This is a genomic window from Nocardioides sp. Iso805N, assembly GCF_000364605.1.
Taxonomy (GTDB): Bacteria; Actinomycetota; Actinomycetes; order Propionibacteriales; family Nocardioidaceae; genus Nocardioides.
Genome location: NZ_KB822587.1, coordinates 1 through 19754 on the forward strand (window position 1 = coordinate 1; position 19754 = coordinate 19754).

Sequence of the window (19754 nt, forward strand, 5' to 3'; positions counted from 1 at the left end):
TGCAGGGCAGATTACTCACGTGTTACTCACCCGTTCGCCGCTCGAGTACCCCGAAAGGCCTTTCCGCTCGACTTGCATGTGTTAAGCACGCCGCCAGCGTTCGTCCTGAGCCAGGATCAAACTCTCCGTAGAAAAACAAAACCCAACCAACCCAAAGGCCAGCCGGGACAAAGAGATGCCTGAACAAGAGAACCTGACATATTGCCAGAATTCATTGTCAAAACCATCACCCGAAGGTAACGGGGCATAACAAACTAATTCGTCGACTATGACACACTGTTGAGTTCTCAAGAATCACACGCGCACCGTGGATCAACACCCTTGCGAGCATCTCCCCTGCGGGGCTTGCAATATCCTACCCGGCGTTTTGCGCCTGGCGGTACCTTACCGGAGACCTTCGCTTTCCGCAATTTCGCGTTTCGCGCTTTTCGTTTCCGCCGCAGTGATAACCACTTTAGCCGAACCGAACCGCATCCCGCAATTTCGCGATAACCGCTTCACTCTCCACACCCCTATCCCACACCCCAGCACCGGGAATCCGGCCCCGCATCCACTGGACACAAGACACCCACCCGGCGAAGGAGGATCGAAGAAGGTGGCCAACCTGGGGCCGGGAGCCCGAACCCTCTCGGGCCTTGCTCCCCGCCGCTCCCTGGCGACTCGGAGAACAGTACGCACTCCCTGCCGCCACCACAAATCGACGGACGCAGGTGCTCGTTCAGTGCACCTCGACGCCGGCGAACCGCTTCTTGCCACGGCGCAGCACCAGCCAGGTGCCGTCGACCAGATCGTCATCGGGGACGACAGCCTCGGGGTCGTCGACCCGGACGTTGTTCACGTACGCGCCACCCTCGCCGATCGTGCGTCGGGCCTCTCCCCTGCTCGTGGCCAGCCCGGCTGCGATGAGGAGGTCCACCACAGCAAGTCCGTCGGTGCGGTCGACACTCACGGTGCCAGCCTCACGCAGGGCCGCGGCGAGCGTCGTACCGGAGAGGGCGGACAGGTCGCCCCCGCCGAAGAGCGCTGCGGCGGCGGCCCTGGCCTGCTCGGTCTCCTGGGAACCGTGCACCAGCGTCGTCATGTGATCGGCGAGCGCCTTCTGCCCGGCGCGCAGGAACGGCTTCTCGGCCGTCTGCTGCTCGAGCTCCTCGATCTCCTGGTGGGAGAGGAAGGTGAAGATGCGCAGCAGCTCGCCGACCTTCTCGTCCTCGACGTTGAGCCAGAACTGGTGGAAGGCGTACGGCGACATCATCTCCGGGTCGAGCCACAGCGCGCCACCTTCGGTCTTGCCGTACTTGGTGCCGTCGCTCTTGGTGACCAGCGGCGTGGTGAACGCGTGCACCGTCGCACCCTCGGCTCGGCGGATCAGCTCGACGCCGCCGGTGATGTTGCCCCACTGGTCCGAGCCGCCGTACTGCAGCGTCACGCCGTGGTCGCGGAACAGGTTGAGGTAGTCCATCGACTGCAGCAGCACGTAGGAGAACTCGGTATAGGAGATCCCGCTCTCCAGGCGCTTGCGCACCGTGTCGCGCGCCAGCATCCGGTTGACCGGGAAGTGCTTGCCCACGTCGCGCAGGAAGTCGATGACCGACAGCGAGGCCGTCCAGTCGTAGTTGTTCACCATGGTCGCGCCGTTGGTGCCCTCGAAACCGGTGTCTCCCTCGAAGGCGAGGAACGGCTCGATCTGGCGTCGTACGCGATCGACCCACTCCCTGACGGTGTCGAGCGAGTTCAGCGTGCGCTCGCCGGAGTCCCTCGGATCGCCGATCATGCCGGTCGCGCCGCCGACCAAGGCGTACGGCGTGTGCCCCGCCCGCTGCAGCCGCATCGCGGTGATGATCTGCAGGAGATTTCCCATGTGGAGGCTGGGCGCCGTCGGGTCGAAGCCGATGTAGAACTTCACGCTCCCTGCGGTCAGCGCTTCGCGCAGCGCTTCGCGGTCCGTCGAGTCGGCGACAAGGCCGCGCCACTCGAGGTCGTCGAGGAGGGTGGGATCGATGGACACGACAGGCCTTTCTCACGGGTGGACCAGGCTCGCCGGCCGGGTCATCACCCCAAGCGTGCCGCATCGGAGCCGCGCGCGGCCATTCGGTTCCGGGGCTCGGGCATAGCGGTCGATCGGGGCCCGCGTCTTAGAGTCGGCAGCGTGATCGCAGGCAGATACGCGCTCGGGCGCGAGCTGGGGCGAGGCGGGATGGGTGCCGTCTGGCTCGGCACCGACGAGGTGCTGGGCCGTCCCGTCGCGCTCAAGCGGCTCGCACCGGCGAACAGTCCCTCCCGTGCCAGGGCCGAGCGTGAGGCCCGGCTCGCGGCCCGGCTCAGTCACCCCCACGTGGTCGCCGTCTACGACCTGGTCAGCGAGGCCGACGACCAGTGGCTGGTGATGGAGTACGTCGAGGGCAGCACGCTGGCAGCCCGCGTCACGGCCGAGGGTCCGCTCTCACCTGACCAGACCGCCCCACTGCTGCGCCAGGTCGCCGACGCGTTGGGCGCCGCGCACGCCGCCGGCATCGTGCACCGTGACGTGAAGCCGTCGAACATCCTGCTGGACCCGATCGGCGAGGCCAAGCTGGCCGACTTCGGCATCGCTCGCAGCGACGACCTCGACGCGACCATGACCCAGACCGGCTTCCTCACCGGCTCCCCCGCCTACCTCGCACCCGAGGTGGCCGCCGGCAGCCCGGCCGGTCCGGCGAGCGACGTCTGGTCGCTGGGCGCGACAGCGTTCCATGCGGTGGCCGGCAGGCCGCCGTACGAGATCGGCGACAACGTGATGGGCACGCTCTACCGGATCGTGCACGAGGAGCCGCCGCGCACGGACCGCGCCGGTTGGCTGGCGCCCCTGGTCGCCGGCACGATGACTCAGGACCCGGCCCGGCGGTGGTCCCTGGCGCAGGTGCAGGCATTCCTCGCCGCGCGGCACGTATCGGCGGAGGCGACGCGCACGCTGCCCGCACTAGCGGCCGTCGCCCCGCCCGTCACGCCACCCGTCACGCCACCGAGCTCGGCACCGTCCGCCGATCCCTCAGCGGCCCCCGCGGGAACCGGACCGACCGCGGCCGCATCGACGACGGTGGTCCCGGCTGCGCGTGCTGCCACGACGGCGACCGCCGGCCGGGCAGCTACTGCGCCCGCTCGGCCGACCAACCCGGCGCGACGCGGCGCACGACCTCAGCACGGCCGTCAGCGGCGTACGAGCTGGCTGTGGCCGGCCGTGACGGGGGGTCTGGTGGTGGCGGCGCTGCTCGTGGCGCTGCTGGCGATCCATCCGTGGAGCCGCGGCAGCGGCACGGCCGCGCATCGCGGCGCCCCCACGCCCTCCGGCGACCCGTCGAGCGCCGCTCCGGTCTCGACCGCAGGGGCTCCCACCGCTGACGGAGTCCGCGCGTTCGTCGCGACGTACCTGGCCGCGGCGAGCAGCGACCCGGTGAAGGGGTTCTCGATGCTGACCCCGGACTACCAGCGCGCCAGTGGTGGGCTGAAGGGCTACAGGGGGTTCTGGGGCAAGGTGCGCAAGATCCAGAAGGTCGCCGACGTGCTGCCGTCGCTGGACCCGCTCGGCGTCTCCTACCGCTACACGTACGCACTGCGCGGCTCCGGCAAGCACACCGAGGACGTCCAGCTCAGGCTGGTCTACGACGATGGTCACTATCTGATCTCCGCCAGCTGATCGGCCACGTATCCGGTTGAGTTGCTGACATGCGCTACGTGAAGCTCGGCAACACCGGCCTCCAGGTCTCCGCCGTCATCCTCGGCTCGATGAGCTGGGGCGACCCCGCTCGCGGTGGCTTCGAGTGGGTCCTCGACGAGAAGGCCGCCCAGCAGTTCGTCGGGGCGGCCCTGGAGGCGGGCATCACCACCGTCGACACCGCCAACGTCTACTCCGGCGGCAGCAGCGAGGAGTTCACCGGCCGCGCGCTGTGGTCGGTCGCCAAGCGGGAGGACGTCGTCCTCGCCACCAAGGTCTACAACCGGATGCGCCCCGGCCCGTACGGCGCCGGCCTCTCGCGCAAGGCGATCCTGCACGAGATCGACGCCTCGCTGACCCGGTTGGGCACCGACTACGTCGACCTCTACCAGATCCACCGCTGGGACCCCGACGTACCGATCGAGGAGACCATGGAGGCGCTGCACGACGTAGTCCGGGCCGGCAAGGCGCGCTACCTCGGTGCGTCGACGATGCACGCATGGCAGTTCGCCAAGGCCCAGCACGTCGCCGAGCTGCACGGCTGGACGAAGTTCGTCTCGATGCAGCCGCAGTACAACCTGCTCTACCGCGAGGAGGAGCGCGAGATGCTGCCGCTGTGCGCGGACCAGGGCGTCGGCGTGATCCCGTGGAGCCCGCTCGCCCGCGGTCGCCTCACCCGCGACTGGGAGCAGAGCAGCGCCCGCCAGGAGACCGATCCCCGCAGCGTCTCGCTCTACCGGGACAGCGACCCGGGCATCGTGGAGACGGTCGCCCGGATCGCCGCCGTACGCGGTGTCTCACGGGCCCAGGTGGCGCTGGCTTGGGTGATGGCGAACCCGGTCGTCACCGCGCCGATCGTCGGCGTCACCAAGCCCGCACACCTCGAGGACGCCATCGCGGCTGTCGATCTCGAGCTGACGCCCGAGGAGTACGACGCCCTCGCAGCGGGCTATCAGACCCGGCCGATTGCGTTCTGACCGCGGCCTCCGCCCGCGTCGCCGCTGCGCCGGGGGCGATCGCCCGATAGGGTCCCGGCGGGCCGTTAGCTCAGTCGGTTAGAGCAGAGGACTCATAATCCTTGGGTCGCGGGTTCGAGCCCCGCACGGCCTACGCACCTGATCTGGGGAGATGGACTCGTCCATCTCCCCAGATCTGCGTCGGGGAGCAACACGCGAGTAACCGGCCTGCTCGTGCTCTTCCGCACGGTCGGGGCCGGCACCATCGTGACCTCAGCGCCGCTGGCGCTCCCGGTTCGGGTCGACGGTGCGGACGTGGTCAGGCGCGAACCCGTGGCTCAGACCCCAGGCCACCGCCTGCGACCGGCGCTGGACGCCCATCTTGCGGTACGCGGTGCGGATGTAGGTCTTGACCGAGTTGATGGAAAGGTAGACCTTGTCGGCGATCTCCTGGTTCGTGAACCCTTGGGTGATCAGCGCGACGACCTCGGCCTCGCGGGCGGCGAGACCGAACTCTCTCCCGGGCCACGCGCCGACGGCGGGGTCGGATCGTGCGGCCTCGGGCGGGGTGACGGACTCGCCCGCGTGCACCTTCTCGAGCGCCTCGACCATGTCGGCGGTAGCCATCCCCTTCCAGAGGTAGCCTGCCGCACCGGTCGCGATCGCAGCATCGATGAGCTCTGGTTGGAGGTTCCAGCTGAAGACGACGACCTTCGGCTTCCCGGTGACCGCCAGACTCCGGACATCCATGCGCTGGCCCTGGTCCTGGCCGAACGTGTCGTAGAGGACGATGTCGACGTTGCTGGCCGTCGCCTTGTTCGAGTCGAGCTCGACAACCTCGACCCGGTCGGCGTACGGCGCCAGGAGCGCCGCGACGCCGGCGACGACGATCTCATAGTCGTCGTTGATGGCGACACGGACCGGAGCAGGCGAGTCGGGCATGGCCGCGAGCCTACGCACCTCGAGCCGTCGACGTCCTCCGCGCACACGGGTGAGACGGCATCGTCGTCCAACCCGATCGCGGCAGTGTCTGAGCGTGCAGCGCAAACCCGCAGCTCACCCAGAGGGGTGAAAGTGGTCCGGTAGCCGTTTAGGCGGCGTCGCGCTGCGCACTGTCGCAGGTATGACGATGAACTCGATGCTCATGAACGAGCTGCCCCGAGAGGTGCGGCGCCAGCAAACCACGCGGCTGCTCACTCGGGCTGCTGCGTCGAGCGGGGCGGAGCGCTCCGCGTTGATCAATGACGTGATCGTCATCAATGCGTCGATGGCCCGCAGCATCGCTTCGAGGTACGCCAACCGTGGTATCCCGCTCGAGGACTTGGAGAGCGTCGCCTACCTCGCGCTGGTACGAGCAGCGCAGAAGTTCGACGGCAGGCTGGCCGAAGACTTCCTGGTCTACGCGGTCCCCAGCATCCGCGGTGAGATCAAGCGCCACTTCCGAGACCGCGGATGGACCGTGCGTCCGCCGCGCCGACTGCAGGAGATCCAGGCCGGCATCACCCGCATGGCCGAGGAGACCGCCGATCCGGCGGAGCTGGCACGCGCGCTTGGCGCGACCGAGGCCGAAGTACGCGAAGCCCAGTCGCTGAAGGGCTGCTTCACGCCGCTCTCCCTCGACTCTCCCGTCAACGAGGAGGCCGACGCTGCGAGCCTGGGTGAGCTGTTGGCAGGCGATGACCTCGACCGCTCCGCGAGCGAAGCGCGGCTGACGTTGGCACCGGCCCTGCGGACGCTGACCGAGCGGGAGCAGCTGATCGTGCGGCTTCGCTTCATCGAGGACCTGACCCAGAAGGAGATCGGTGAGCGGATCGGAGTCACGCAGATGCAGGTCTCGCGGCTGCTCAAGCGAGTGCTGACGAAGCTGCGCGAGCACATCGACATCACTCCGGAGCTCGCAACCTCCGCCTGAGAGCTAGGGAGGCCCACACGACTTGACGGCGACATCGCGTGTGTTGTCAGCAACCGGCCCGACCGGTCAGAGCGGGTGCCGGGGCACGGAAGAGTCGGTCCGCAGCCCCGTCCGAGGCGACCCACGGGCTTGGCAGGCAGCGCCCCTGCGAGAGCAGCCACCCGCACACCGATGATGCTTCGAGTCAACGCTCGGCCGAGATCTCGCGGACGATCGTGGTTCGGGCGAATCGCTCCAGTGACCCCCGTCGTGGGCCTCACCGTGCTGAGTCACGACCCGCCTGAGACAGTCGATGCACTCGCTGTCGCACTCCGGCTCGTCGCCCATCGGGACCGCATCGACAGCGCCGAGGCGTCCAAGGATCTCTTCGCCAGCCTCGCCTGAAGGCCGTCGGTCGCTGCGTGAGAGGAAGATACTGGCGGGTGCTCGGCGGTACGACGACCCGACGATGTGGCTAGGATCACGCGCGGCAGCCGACGGGAGGAACACATGGCAGGTGAGCTGACGCTTCCGGCCGCCGCACACCGCGAGGCTGACTTCGGGCATGACGCGCTGGTCGTCTGCGACAACCTGGTGCGGATCTATCAGACCGAGGGTGTCGAGGTGCAGGCCCTCCAGGGGCTCGATCTCCTGGTGCACGAGCGCGAGATGGTCGCGCTCGTGGGCGCTTCGGGATCCGGGAAGTCGACACTGCTGCAGGTCCTCGCAGGCGTCGATGCGCCGACAGCCGGACGGGCGCGCGTGGCGGGGCACGACCTCGTGGACATGCGGCGATCCGACCGGGTGCGCTATCGCCGCCACGTGGTGGGGTTCGTGCGGCAACAGTCGGCGCGCAACCTGGTGCCGTACCTGACAGCGCGGCAGGTGGTCGACCTGCCGATGACGATCGCCGGGGTGGCTCGCAAAGAGCGTCGTACGCGCGTCGGCACGGTGCTGGAGACCCTCGGAGTCGCGGACTGCGCCGACCGTCGACCGCACGAGATGTCCGGCGGCCAGCAGCAGCGGGTCGCGATCGCGGTCGCCCTGGCCAATCAGCCGCGCGTCCTGTTGGCTGACGAACCGACAGGCGAGCTGGACAGCGAGACCGCCGCGGAGGTGTTCGCCGCACTCCGCACAGCGAACCGCGCGCTCGGCGCCACGGTCATCGTCGTCACCCACGACGTGTCCGTGAGCGGCCAGGTGCCGCGCACCGTCGCGATCCGCGACGGCCGGACCAGTAGCGAGACCCTGCGTCGCGCAGCCTCGGGTGATACGCCCGGTGTCGCCGAGGAGTACGCCGTCATGGACCGCGCAGGGCGGGTGCAGGTGCCGCGAGAGTTCCGCGAAGCGCTGGCACTGACCCGTCGGGTGCGCCTGGCGCTGGAAGCGGACCACGTCGAGATCCGCTCTGACAACGACTCCGGCGACGGCTCTGACAACGGCCCGGACAAGGGTGACGACGGCGAGGACGCGTGAACCACACCGACGAGCCGATCGTCGCCGCGCGCGGGCTCCGACGCACCTACGGGTCCGGTCCCACGACGATGCACGCACTGCGCGAGGTCTCCTTCGACGTCCGTCCCGGGGAGATGGTGGCCGTTGCCGGCCGGTCCGGGTCGGGCAAGACCACCCTGCTCAACCTGCTCGGCGGCCTCGACAAGCCGGACGGCGGCACGCTGCGGGTCGTCGGCACCGACATCACCGCCCTGGACGACCAGGGGCTCAGCCGGCTCCGCCGCGAGACGATCTCCTACGTGTTCCAGACGTTCGGTCTCATACCCGCCCTCACAGCGAGCGAGAACGTCGGCATACCTCTGCGCATGCGACGTACCCCTGTGGCGCAGCGCGAGCAGCGCGTCGCCCTGCTGCTCGAGCTCGTGGGATTGCGCGACCATGCGCGGCAACGGCCGGCGGAGCTGTCCGGCGGCCAGCAGCAGCGGGTCGCGATCGCTCGCGCCCTGGCCGGGTCGCCGCGCCTGCTCCTCGCCGACGAGCCGACCGGTCAGCTCGACGCGGAGACGGGTCTGTCCGTGATGGCGCTGTTGCGTGCGATCGTCGACTCCGAGGGCGTCGCCGCCGTCGTGGCGACCCATGACCCGGTGATGATGTCGCTCGCCGACCGGGTCCTCACGATCGCCGACGGACGGCTCGACGGCTGAGATGACGCCGAGATGCTGACCCTGGCGCTGCGCCGTGCCCGCGTGCAGAGCGGCATGCTCGCCGCCGTCGTCGGGCTGATCGCCGTAGCCGCCTGCCTGGTGGGCGTCTGCACGCTGTTGCTGACCGCCACCCAGCAGCGCGGCTTCCACGCCGAGGTCGAGCGGGCGCAGCCCGCCGACGTGGACGTCACGGCCTATCTCGTGGAGCTCCCCGGCAGCGAGCTCGAAGACGCGCGGACGCGTGCTCAGCGCGTCGTTGCCGACGTCCTCGCACCGATGCGTCCGACCGTCACCAGCAGCGCATTCGGCCCGATGCGCCGGCTGAACGGCAACCGGCTCGCCTACCTGGCCACCGACGACGAGTTCACGAAGCGTGCTGTGCTGACGTCGGGTCGCTGGCCCACCCCGACATCGGGAGCACGGCCTGAAGCTGTGGTTCCAGCCGTGGCCGCGCAACTCCTCGGTCTCCACCTCGGTGACACGGTGACGCTGGGCCAGGAGCTCGACGTCACCGGCGTGGGCAGGCCCGTGCTCGTCGTGATCGTCGGGACCTTCCAGCCACGTCCCGGCCCCAGCTGGGATACCGACCCACTGTCGGGGCAGGGCTACACGCCCGCGTGGAGTCACGGAACGACGTCGCCGCCGGCGTACGGACCGTTCGTGGTCAGCGACGCGGCCTTCCGCGCGAGCGGGTCCTTCGTCGGTGGGTTGCGCGTCACCGCACATCCGACACTCGCGCTGGCCCAGCCCGCCACGCTGATGGACGCAGCCCAGGGTCTCGGCCGAGCCTCCGCCCTCCTCACCTCCGGCGTCGGCGACCGGGTGCAGATCACCCGGGTCGCCTCGCAGCTTCCGCAGACCCTTGAGCGCATCCACGCGCAACAGGCCACCACCCGTTCGACGGTTCTCGTGGTCGTGCTGCTCGGCGCGGCGCTCTCGGTGGCGGCCGCGCTGCTGGCCGGCTGGCTCGTCGCCTCGCGTCGCGACGACGAGCGCGCCCTGCTCGTCGCGCTCGGCCTCAGCCGGCACCAGCAGCTGGCCCTGGCGCTGATGGAGGCGGTCCTGCTCGCGGCGGCAGCCGCGGTGCTGGCGGTCCCGGCCGCGGCGATCACCCATGCTTCGCTCACCCACCTTCCCGGCCCGCGCGCCGCAGGACTTGCCCAGCCACCGACCATGACACCGGCCCTGATCGAGAGTGTCGTGGCCAGCAGCCTGCTGCTCGCTCTCGCTCTGGCGTTGACCGCCCTGGACACCGGCACCGCAACCGATCGGGGCGCCCGCCACCGTGCGGGGGTCCGCGGCAGCATCGACCTCCTCCTGCTGATCGTGACGGTGGTCTGCTGGTGGCAGCTGCGCTCGCAGCCCGCTGCCGGAGGCGAAGGCGACGTCATCCTGACGGCAGCGCCGGTGCTGTTCCTGGCCGCGGTGACGATGTTGGCGGTCCGGCTGGTGCCAGCCGCGCTGGGCGCCGCTGCCCGCGTGGGCACGCGCTCTCGGAGCCTGATCCTCCCGCTGGCTGCGCAGCAGGCCGCTCGCCGCCCGCACACGGGCACCGCCATGGTGGCGATCGCCGCCGCCGTCGCGGCGGGGTCCTTCGCGCTCGGGCTGCACACGACGTGGGAGCGGTCGCAGGACGACCAGGCGGCGCTGCTTGCCGGTACCGACCTGACGCTCGTGCCCGCCGCGACGGCAGGCCAGCAAGCGACGGCGGCCGTCGAAACCGCGGCTGCGCGGGGCTCGCTGGGCAGCACGGTCTCCCCCGCCATCACGCGGCCGCTGACGCTGGGGAGCCTTGTCGGCCCGGCCGGCGTGGCACCCGTCATCGTCGCGGTGGACACCGCCCACGCGGCCACCCTGCTCCGTGGGCGGCTGGACGACGGGGCGACGTGGGCCACGGTTGGAGCCCGTCTCACGCCGTCCAGCGTGGTGCACGGCGTCGCGTTGCCCGTCGATGGCGCCGGCATCGACATCGAGGCGACGGCACCCGCACGGGCGGGGCTGCAGGTGAGCACGACCGCCGTCCTCCAGGACGCGGCGGGCATCCGAAGCTCGGTCAGTGCCGACTCCATCCCCATGGATGGGCGGACGCACCGTGCCACCTGGCTCGGCACGATCGGCGCGGGCCAGCGGTTGGTCGGCGTACGGCTGGGACTCACCGGGCCCGGCGCTCCGACCTCTGCGAAGGTCGCCGTCTCGTTGCGGATCCCCGGGACTGCCACGAGCGCGGCACGGCACCCGTGGCGCGTCGCGCCGGCGCCCGTCGACGACGGCGGCCTCCTGTCGGGCACCGACGTCGCCGTCACCTCCGTCGGCACCGACACGGTGGTGCGTACGACGGCCACCGCGAACCTCACCTACTTCGGCTACTCGAGCAACACCCTCCTCGTCACTGCCATCCCGTCGGCTCCCGACGTGCCCGTCGCCGTCTCGCAGGATCTGGTCCACGCCGTCGGCGCCCGGCTCGGGTCGCGGCTGGCCGGGATCATGAACGGCACGGCCATCACGCTGCGGGTGGCGGCGATCGTGCCCGACATCCCGTCAGCTCCGGGCCAGGCGGCCCTGCTCGCCGACAGCGACCTGCTCACCCGGGCGCTGGTGAACGCCGGTGATCTCGACCCGGGCTACGACGCGTGGTGGATCGCCGATCCGTCGCCGGCGAGCGTTCTTGCCGCGAACCAGCTCGGGGTCGGCGAGGTCACGACCAGGAGCGACGTGGCCGCCCGGCTCGCCACGGGTCCGCTGCGAGTCGCCCTGCCGATCGCGCTGGTCGCCCTCGTGGTCGTCGCTGTGCTCATGCTCCTGCTCGGTGTGGGCCTGTTGCTGGCGAGCGACCGTCAGCGGCGCTCGGTGGAGGTGTTCCGGCTGCGGGCCCTGGGAATGGGCTCCCGCGATGCGCGGCGGCTGCTCCTTGCCGAGAACACCGCCTTCCTCCTTCCCCTGCTGGTCATCGGCGCGGTCGTGGGTGGGGTGACGTCAGCGGCACTAGGTCCCCGGCTGATCCGCTCCGAGGTCGGCGGCACCCCGGTGCCGGCTGCGGTCGCGGCCTGGCCGTGGGGAGCCGAGCTGTTGCTCATCGGTGGGTCCATCGTCGGCGCGCTGGCGGTCGCGACCGCCCTCACGGCGACGTACGTCCGTCGGTCCGGGCCCGCTCAGCAGCGGACCGGGGAGGCCGGATGATGCTGCCACGGTGGCACGGGCCGACCATCGTCGGTCGGCTGCGCAGCGATGCCGCACTTCTGGTTCTGATGGGGCTGGTGGTCGCGCTGACAGCCGTGCTGACCGCCGCGGTCCTGCCGGTCAGCGATCGGGCAGCAGATCGCGCTACCGTCGCAGCGGTTCGCGATGCCGGGCTCGATGCCGCCGTCGTCGCCACCTTGCCACGCGACGCGGACGGACTCCTTGCCACGACCCGCGACCCGCGCTCGGCCGACGAGCTGCGCGGAGTCGCCGCCAGCGCCCGAGCCCAGATCCCGCCGCGGCTCGCCACGATCCTCCAACCGGGAGTCACGACGGTCACCACCCCGGCACTACACCTGCTGGTAGGCGATCCGGGCCGCTACCTCCAGCTGACCTATGCCGACACACCGACGGGATCCCCCGCGGTGACCTACCTCGCCGGCGGGCCGCCCGGATCCAGCGCGGGCCCACACCATCCCGAGGTCTCGATCAAGCCCGATGCCGCCCCCTGGCCCGTCCAGGTCGCCGTCTCCCGAGCGGTCGCCCGAGCGCTCGGCGTCAAGCCGGGCGACCACCTGACGGCCGAGGACGATCGCCACCGGCCGATCCGGGTCCGGATCAGCGGCGTCTTCTCCCCCGTCCGGCCGCGGGAGGCGACCTGGCAGCTCCGGACCGAGCTGCTGGGCCCGGTTCGAAGCGTCTCGCAAGGCGTCGAGCAGATCACGGGAGGCGCGCTGGTCTCGGCCGAGTCGCTGCCGGACCTGCGCCTCGCCGTACCCTCCGACGATCTCGCCCAGCACATCACCTACGCGACCCGAGCCTCGCACGTGCGCTGGCACGAGTCCGACACGCTCGCGCGGGAGTTCGCGCATCTGCAGGTATCACCGGACAAGTCGGGGGACGGACTCTCCTGGGACAGCTCGCTCGGTCAGGTGCTGGCCGACGCGCGCGCCCGCATCACCGCGGCCCAGGGCCAGGCCCAGGTCATCCTCGTCGGACTGATCGCCACTGCGCTGCTCGTCCTCGCGCTCGCCGCGCGGCTGCTGGTGAGCCGGCGCAGTGATTCGGTGACCATCGCCCGCGAGCGCGGCGCCTCCCTGCTCGACATCGCCGGCGAGCTCTTCATCGAAGCCGTTCTCGTCGCAGCCATCGGTACGGCGCTCGGACTCGCAACGGCGCGTCTGCTCGCCGGCGGTGCCGGGTGGACATGGTGCCTGCCGGTCCTGGCCGTCGCCGCCCTAGCAGCTCCGGTGCAGGGTGCAGTCCTCGCCGCGCGGGCGACGAGCCTGCGGCGGGTCCCGGCGAATCGGTCCGCACGGCGCACCCTCGACCGCGCTCGACGGATGCGGAGGCTGACGGTGGAGATCGCCGTACTTGCCGCGGCCGTGCTGTGCCTCGCCGCACTGCGACAGCGCGGTCTCGTGCAGCACAGCGGCTGGTCGAACCTCACGGCGGCGGGCGCGGCCACGGCATGTGCCGTTGCCGGGACCCTGATCGGTGCACGGCTCGTGGCACCTGCACTGCGGCTGAGCCTGCGCGCTGCTCGACGCTCGACCGACGGCGTGGGGCTCCTCGTCGCGGCACGACTCAGTCGCACGGCGGCTCGGGTGCTGCCGCTGCTCGCGGTCTCGGTGGCGGTCGCACAACTCACCTTCGGCATCGCCCTGGCAGCGACCGAGCAGCATGGCCAGGAGGTCGGGGCGCTGCTGGCCGTGGGCGGCGACGCTCGGCTCACGACCGCTCCGGACACCGATCTGGTGACGACGGCCCGCCAGCTGAACGCCGAGTCAGGCGTGCAAGCGGCCGCTACCGGGCGGGTGGCGGACGACGTCCAGCTCGTCTCCCAGCAGAGCGCGACGGCGGTCCGGCTCGTCGTTGTCGACGCCACGGCGTACCGACGGCTGCTCGCGCGCAGCGCGCTGCCCGATGCTCCCCAGCTCGCGCGCCTCCACGCCGGCGACGCAGGCCAGGTGCCGGCGCTCCTGCTCGGAGGCGGTGCGGCACTTCGCGACAGCCCGGTCCTGCGCTGGCGCAACATCGAAGTTCCCCTCGACGTCGTCGGCACCGCACCACGAGTCGACGCCTCGATCGAGCCGGTCGTGCTGGTGGACACCCAGGTCTTCGCCGCCGCCGGAGCGGTCGCGGCGCCAAACACCGTGTGGGCGGTCGGCCCCGGGGCGGCGAAGGCGCTGACGGCGAGCAGCGGCACCGCCGGATCCACCCGGTCCGTCGCCACCTACGCCGACGAGTTGGACGCCCGCCGCCACGCACCGCTCGCCTCCGCGCTGGTGCGGCTTGCGGCAGCCTCATCCATGCCTCTGCTGATCTTCGCGATCCTCGCGGTGGTTCTCGCCGCGGCGGCCGAGGCCCCCGCCCGAGGACAGGCACTCGGGCGGTTGCGCGCGCTGGGTCTGGCCGATGCCGACCTCCGCAAGGTGCTGGCCGGCGAGCTGGTGACGACGGTCGTGCTCGCCGCGGTGGCCGGCCTCGCGCTGGGCCTCGGATGCGTTGTCGCGACCTTCGGATCGCTCTCGCTGGAGCAGATCACCGGCCAGACCCAAACGCCTCGGATCGTCGTTCCCTGGTGGATCCCGCTCATGGTCGGTGTGGTGGTGCTGAGCGCACTGGTCGTCGCGCTCGGCGAGTGGCGTCGCCTCCGCCGGCGCAACCTGGCGCTGCTCCTCCGCAGCTGACCGCCCACGTGGCGGCGGGCATAGAACGCCAGGAGTTCACCGCCCCCGGGGTGCGTGGGCGCGGCCCTCAAGGGGTCCTCTGGCAGGCGTCCCACACGCCGAGGAGGTACTGGATCCCGAGCGCTCGGTCGTAGAGGCCGTAGCCGGGACGCACCCCGGCCCGCTTCGTGGTGTTCTCGTCCCACAGGTGCCGGCCGTGGTCCGGCCGGATGTAGCCCGCGAAGTCCGCCTCCGCGTAGGCCTTCATCACGCCCACGGTGTCCACCGAGCCCTCGCAGGCCCGGTGCGCGACCTCGGAGAAGTCGCCGTTCGGGAAGTGCTTGATGTTGCGCACGTGCGAGAAGTGGATGCGATCCATGAACGACCTGACCGCATCCACCGCGTCGGACTCCGGGTTGGAGGAGAACGACCCCACGCAGAGCGTGAGCCCGTGGTGACGCGAGTCGTTCAGCGACAGCACGCGGGCCAGATCCTGCTTGCGCGAGACGACCCGTGGCCACCCGAAGAGGTCGAAGGCCGGATCGTCGGGATGTACGCCGAGGGCGACGTCGTACTCCTCGCAGGTCGGGATGACCGCGTCCAGGAAGTAGCGATAGTTGCGGTACATGTCCTCGTGCGAGACACCCGCGTAGGCCACGCTCAGCTCCCGGAACGAGGCGAGCCGCTGCGGCTCCCAGCCGGGCAGCGTGAGGCCGTTGGTGTTCGCCTGGACGTCGGCGATCAACCGCTCCGGGTCCAGGGCGTCCACCACTGCCTTCTCGAAGTAGAGGGCGGTGGATCCGTCCGGCAACGGGTGGAACATGTCGGTGCGCAGCCAGTCGAGGACCGGCATGAAGTTGTAGCAGACCACCTTCACGCCGGCGCGGCCCAGCCGCTCGATGGCGGTGATGTAGTGGTGGATGGCCTCGTCGCGGGACAGGCCCAGGACGTCGCGCCCGAGCTTGATGGACTCGTGCACGTTGACGGACTCGACCACCTCGGCGTCCAGCGTCTTGGTCACGCCGCGGGCGGCGTCCTCGGGGGCGATGGTGGTGATCTGGGCGACCTGCGCATCGATCTCGGCCTGCGTCCACTCCTCCCCCGCGGCCTTGTGGTGCAGCGACCAGACGACGGTCTCGACGCCCGGGATCTGGCGGATGTCGTTCAGCGACACCTGGTCGTTGCCGTCGCCGTACCAGCGGAAGCTCATCTTCATGACGGGATCGTCTCCATCGGTTCGAACGGGTCACCGGCACCGTCGCGTCGCGCACCGGTCGGACAGGTCACAGCAACCCCTCGAGGTGGCCGGCCAGGCTCTCGCGGAGGCGGCGTACGTCGCGCAGGTCGGGGCCGAAGATCTCCTCGACCTGCACGAGGCCGTCGACGACGCCGACAGCGTCCGTCCGATCGCCGACGGCCGCTCGTAGACGCTCGGCGAGCGGATCGTCGAGCACGAACGAACCCTCGCGGCGGTCACGACACCTGACGACGTAGGCCATCCACCCCGCCACGGCGAGGTCCGCCCACTCGGGGGTAGCGCCGGCCTCGAGCCGAGCGCGAACGGTGGGCAGCAACCGCAGCGGCAGCTTCTGCGAGCCGTCCATCGCCACCTGGGTGGTGCGATGCTGGAGAGCCGGATTGGCGAACCGCTCCAGCACTTGCTCGCCGTAGGCGATCACGTCGAGCCCATCGGCGCTCAGGGTGGGCGCGACGTCGTCGCTGATGAACCGCCAGGCCCAGCCCCGCAGCTCGTCGTCCGCGACCGCCTCGGCGATCGTCTGATGGCCGCGGAGAGCACCGAGGTAGGCCAGCATGGAGTGCGTGCCGTTGAGCGTGCGCAGCTTGAGCCGCTCGTAGGGCTCGACGTCGTCGACCAGCTCGGCACCGGCCTGCTCCCAAGCCGGGCGCGGCGCCACGAACCGGTTCTCGATCACCCACTGCCGGAACGGCTCGGCGACGACGACGGCACGATCCTCCACGCCGAGGGCGCGCGCGACGACCGCTCGGTCGGCTTCGGAGGTGGCGGGCACGATCCGGTCGACCATCGAGCTGGGAAAGGCGACGTGCTCCTCGATCCAGCTGCCGATCGCCTCGCCCTCCGGGGCGGGAAGCGCGTCGCAGAAGTCGAGCACGAGGTGCTCCACGACCCTGCCGTTGCCAGCGAGGTTGTCGCACGAGAGGACGCTCAGCGGACCGCCGCCCGCGCGTGCCCGCGCCTGCAGCCCGCGGACGAGCTGACCGACCACCGTTGCGCTTCCGCCCGCCAGATCCGCCACGACGACAGGGTCGGCGCGATCGAGTCCGCCCTCGGCGGAGCGGCGATAGCCCTTCTCGGTGACGGTCAGGGTGACCAGGCTGATGCCCGGGTCCGCGAACAGCGAGGTCGTCGCGGCGGCGTCCTGGGCCGCGTACAGCACCTCGGTGACCTGACCGACGACGCGGATCTGCTCCTCGGCCCGACCACGCTCGAGGACCGAGTAGAGGCAGTCCTGGGGGCGGAGCTGGTCCAGGACCGCTGCGGAGCGCTGCGTGATCCCGCAGATCCCCCAGTGGTCCTCACCGGTAGCGACGGCGGCGTCCTCGGTGAAGACCGCCTGATGGGCGCGGTGGAACGCTCCGATGCCGAGGTGCAGCATGCCGACCCGGCGTGGCCTGGCGACAGGTGCTCGGACTCCCCCAGCGGCGAGTCCGGGCACGGACTCTGCGGAGAGGCGCTTCACGAGGCCGCTCCGGGAGGGGTCGCCGCGAGTGCGGCGCGGGTGTCGGCAAGGGTCGGGATGTGCCCGGTGCCGCCCTGGCCCTGGACCGACAGCGCAGCTGCGGCGGCCGCCATCCGGACGGCCACGGGAAGCGCATCACCGAGCGCGATCCGGGCGGCCAGGGTGCCGGCGAAGCAGTCGCCGGCACCGGTCTGGTCGACCACCGAGGGCGCCCTCGTGGGCGGAACGTGCAGATGTCCCGCACCCGACTCCCAGACGTGCGCCCCCGCGGGACCGCACGTCATGACCACGCTCCGCGCCCCCAGCGCGGCCAAAGCCGCGAGGGCTGCCTCGACCGTGACCGGCTCGGCGCCGAGCCCCAGGAGCTGCCGCGTCTCCGCGGGCCACGACGGCGTGATCACCTCGGCGAGCGGCGCCAGCTCACGCAGCATCGCCGCGGCGGAGGCAGCGTCCGTCAGACGCGGCCGGAAGTTGGGGTCGTAGAGGAAGCGGCGAGCCGTCCGAGCCGCGTGTCGTACGGCGTCGGCAGCGCTCGGCGACACCGCACAGGCGATGCCGCTGGCCACGACCATCCCGGCCGAGCGCAGCACGGCATCGTCGAGATCGGCCGGGCGCAGTTGCGAACCGAGACTCCCCTTGCGGACGTAGGTGAACTCGCGGCCACCCTCGGGGTCGGCGTGGGACAGGTACACGCCGTGCTGACCCTGGCCCCGCACGATCCGCCTGGTGTCGATGCCGAGCTCGGCCACACGGGCCACCAGGGCGTCGCCGAGGTCGTCGGCCGGGACCTTCGCCGTCAGCACGGTACCGGCGCCTGCTGCCGCCGCTGCGGCTGCGACGTTGAGGGCATCCCCGGAGAAGGCGAGCCGGGTGCTCGCTCCGTCGCGGAGCGGCTCGGTCGAGGAGATCTCGACGAGCACCTCACCGATCACCACCACGTCGATATCTCGGACGTCAGGCACGGGCTCCTCCTCGAGCGGTGGCCGGGTTCTCTCCCCGGTGTCCGGCCGGCTGTCGGACGCTCATGTCGGCGCGCCGGGGCGGGGCAGCTGGGGGTACACGGCCCGGGGAAGGTCGTGGGCCAGCGCCACCGCCGTCTCGATGGCCTCGTCCAGGTCGAGACGGTGCTCAGCGACGAGGCGGGCCAGGTGCCCGGCATCCATCCGCCGGGCGAGGTCGTGACGTGCGGGGATCGACAGGAAGGCGCGGGTGTCGTCGACGAAGCCGGCGGTGTTGTAGAACCCCGCGGTGTCCACGGCCGCCTCGCGGAAGCGACGCATCCCGTCCGGGCTGTCCAGGAACCACCAGGGCGCGCCGAGCCTGACGGCCGGATAGACGCCGGCCAACGGCGCGAGCTCGCGGCTGAACGTCGTCTCGTCGACGGTGAACAGCACCAGCGTGAAGCCGGGGTGATGGCCGAAGGCGTTGAGCAGGGGCCGCAGGCTCCGGGTGAACTCGGTGACGACCGGGATGTCGTAGCCGACGTCGGCGCCCCAGGTGGCCTCGACCCGCGGATCGTGGTCGCGCAGCACTCCGGGGTGCAGTTGCATGACCAGACCGTCCTGGGTCGACATCCGGGCCATCTCGAACAGCATGTGGGAGGCGAACGCGTCAGCTTGGCGCGAGGTGACCTCCCCGCGCAGTGCCGCGGAGAAGATCCGCTCGGCCTCCGTGGCGTCCAACGGCGTGGTGTCGGCGCTCGTGTGGCCGTGGTCGGTGGCGCGGGCGCCTGCCTCGACGAACGCGCGGCGGCGCGCCTCCAGGGCGGCGACGAAGCCGTCGTAGCTGCCGATCTCCCGCGCCGAACGCTGCGCGAGCGAGGCCAGGCTCTCGCGCCAGTCCGACCGGTCGAGGCGCAGCACCGCGTCCGGGCGGAACGTGGGCACGATCCGGTCGCCGTAGCCGCGGCGGGCGAGCCGGTGGTGGGCGGCCAGATCCGCATCGGCGGCGTCAGTGGTCGCCAGTACGTCGATGCGCCACCTGTCCAGCAGTGCCAACGGCGAGAAGTCCGCCTCCGCCAGTCGGGCGCTGATGTCGTCGAAGACCTGGTCGGCGTTGTCTGCCGAGAGCCGCCACTCGACGTCGAGGGTCTCCGCCAGCACATGCTCCATCCAGAACCTGGTCGGCGTACCGCGGAACAGGTGCCATCGGGCGGCGAACGTGCGCCAGACCTCGCGCGGATCGGCGACGGCCGCCGTCCCGTCGCGGCGGGGCAGCCCGACGGCCTCCGGCGCCACGCCCTGCGAGACCAGCATCCGGACCAGGTAGTGATCAGGGACGACGAGCAGGGAGGCCGGGTCCCCGAACGGCTCGTCGGCCTCCAGCAGCTCGATCGGGACGTGCCCGTGCATGGAGAGGATCGGCAGGTCGACGGTGTGGCCCAGGATCTCGCGGGCGATCGCGCGCTCCGCCGTACCGCTGGGGAGAGCACGATCGGGGTGAAGTCCGTCGCGGCTCGGCGGCAGGCCTGCCATCAAGTCGCCTCCTTCGG

General features: G+C 71.0%; 14 protein-coding genes, 1 tRNA gene and 1 rRNA gene. 9 read left to right on the top strand and 7 right to left on the bottom strand.

Annotated elements, in window-relative coordinates:
• Window positions 1–132 (bottom strand): 16S ribosomal RNA (locus H036_RS0119195); the annotation flags it as partial.
• Window positions 133–718: 586 nt separating this feature from the next.
• Window positions 719–2005, bottom strand: coding sequence for a tyrosine--tRNA ligase (tyrS, locus tag H036_RS0119200; protein ID WP_017936435.1), 1287 nt, complete (start codon window positions 2003–2005; stop codon window positions 719–721).
• Window positions 2006–2146: 141 nt separating this feature from the next.
• Here tyrS and H036_RS23795 point away from each other — a divergent pair, with 141 nt between their 5' ends.
• The 3 genes from H036_RS23795 (at window position 2147) to H036_RS0119215 (ending at window position 4798) form a co-directional block, all read left to right on the top strand.
• Window positions 2147–3670, top strand: a complete 1524-nt coding sequence (locus tag H036_RS23795) for a serine/threonine-protein kinase (RefSeq protein ID WP_157417656.1) — start codon at window positions 2147–2149, stop codon at window positions 3668–3670.
• Window positions 3671–3699: 29 nt separating this feature from the next.
• On the top strand, window positions 3700–4665 hold the full coding sequence (locus H036_RS0119210; protein ID WP_017936437.1) for an aldo/keto reductase: 966 nt from the start codon (window positions 3700–3702) through the stop codon (window positions 4663–4665).
• A 59-nt stretch (window positions 4666–4724) separates the two neighbouring features.
• Window positions 4725–4798 (top strand) — tRNA-Ile (locus H036_RS0119215).
• A 119-nt stretch (window positions 4799–4917) separates the two neighbouring features.
• On the opposite strand, the gene H036_RS0119220 is transcribed toward H036_RS0119215, so the two are convergent.
• On the bottom strand, window positions 4918–5586 hold the full coding sequence (locus H036_RS0119220; protein ID WP_017936438.1) for a response regulator transcription factor: 669 nt from the start codon (window positions 5584–5586) through the stop codon (window positions 4918–4920).
• Window positions 5587–5773: 187 nt separating this feature from the next.
• Between H036_RS0119220 and H036_RS0119225 the strand changes: the two genes are divergently transcribed.
• From H036_RS0119225 to H036_RS0119250, 6 genes are all read left to right on the top strand, one after another.
• On the top strand, window positions 5774–6556 hold the full coding sequence (locus tag H036_RS0119225; protein ID WP_232421915.1) for a sigma-70 family RNA polymerase sigma factor: 783 nt from the start codon (window positions 5774–5776) through the stop codon (window positions 6554–6556).
• 237 nt (window positions 6557–6793) lie between these two features.
• Window positions 6794–6940, top strand: coding sequence for a hypothetical protein (locus tag H036_RS25565; protein ID WP_017936440.1), 147 nt, complete (start codon window positions 6794–6796; stop codon window positions 6938–6940).
• A gap of 105 nt (window positions 6941–7045) precedes the next feature.
• Window positions 7046–8011, top strand: coding sequence for an ABC transporter ATP-binding protein (locus H036_RS0119235; protein WP_017936441.1), 966 nt, complete (start codon window positions 7046–7048; stop codon window positions 8009–8011).
• Window positions 8008–8694, top strand: coding sequence for an ABC transporter ATP-binding protein (locus tag H036_RS0119240; RefSeq protein WP_017936442.1), 687 nt, complete (start codon window positions 8008–8010; stop codon window positions 8692–8694). The genes H036_RS0119235 and H036_RS0119240 overlap by 4 nt, the downstream gene beginning before the upstream one ends.
• Before the next feature lie 12 nt (window positions 8695–8706).
• Window positions 8707–11871, top strand: coding sequence for an FtsX-like permease family protein (locus H036_RS23800; RefSeq protein WP_017936443.1), 3165 nt, complete (start codon window positions 8707–8709; stop codon window positions 11869–11871).
• Window positions 11868–14564 (top strand): FtsX-like permease family protein, encoded by a 2697-nt coding sequence (locus H036_RS0119250; RefSeq protein WP_026146177.1) that lies wholly within the window; start codon window positions 11868–11870, stop codon window positions 14562–14564. Before H036_RS23800 ends, H036_RS0119250 begins: the two co-directional genes overlap by 4 nt.
• Before the next feature lie 67 nt (window positions 14565–14631).
• Here the strand turns inward: H036_RS0119250 and H036_RS0119255 are convergent, their stop codons facing one another.
• From H036_RS0119255 to uxaC, 4 genes are all read right to left on the bottom strand, one after another.
• A complete protein-coding gene (locus tag H036_RS0119255; protein ID WP_017936445.1) occupies window positions 14632–15759 on the bottom strand; it encodes a mannonate dehydratase in 1128 nt (375 codons plus the stop codon).
• 67 nt (window positions 15760–15826) lie between these two features.
• Window positions 15827–17263 (bottom strand): mannitol dehydrogenase family protein, encoded by a 1437-nt coding sequence (locus H036_RS23805; RefSeq protein ID WP_232421916.1) that lies wholly within the window; start codon window positions 17261–17263, stop codon window positions 15827–15829.
• Window positions 17260–18225: a sugar kinase gene (locus H036_RS0119265; protein ID WP_026146178.1), complete on the bottom strand. Its 966-nt coding sequence runs from the start codon at window positions 18223–18225 to the stop codon at window positions 17260–17262. Before H036_RS0119265 ends, H036_RS23805 begins: the two co-directional genes overlap by 4 nt.
• Before the next feature lie 60 nt (window positions 18226–18285).
• Window positions 18286–19737, bottom strand: coding sequence for a glucuronate isomerase (uxaC, locus tag H036_RS0119270; protein WP_017936448.1), 1452 nt, complete (start codon window positions 19735–19737; stop codon window positions 18286–18288).
• Between the last annotated feature and the right edge of the window lie 17 nt (window positions 19738–19754).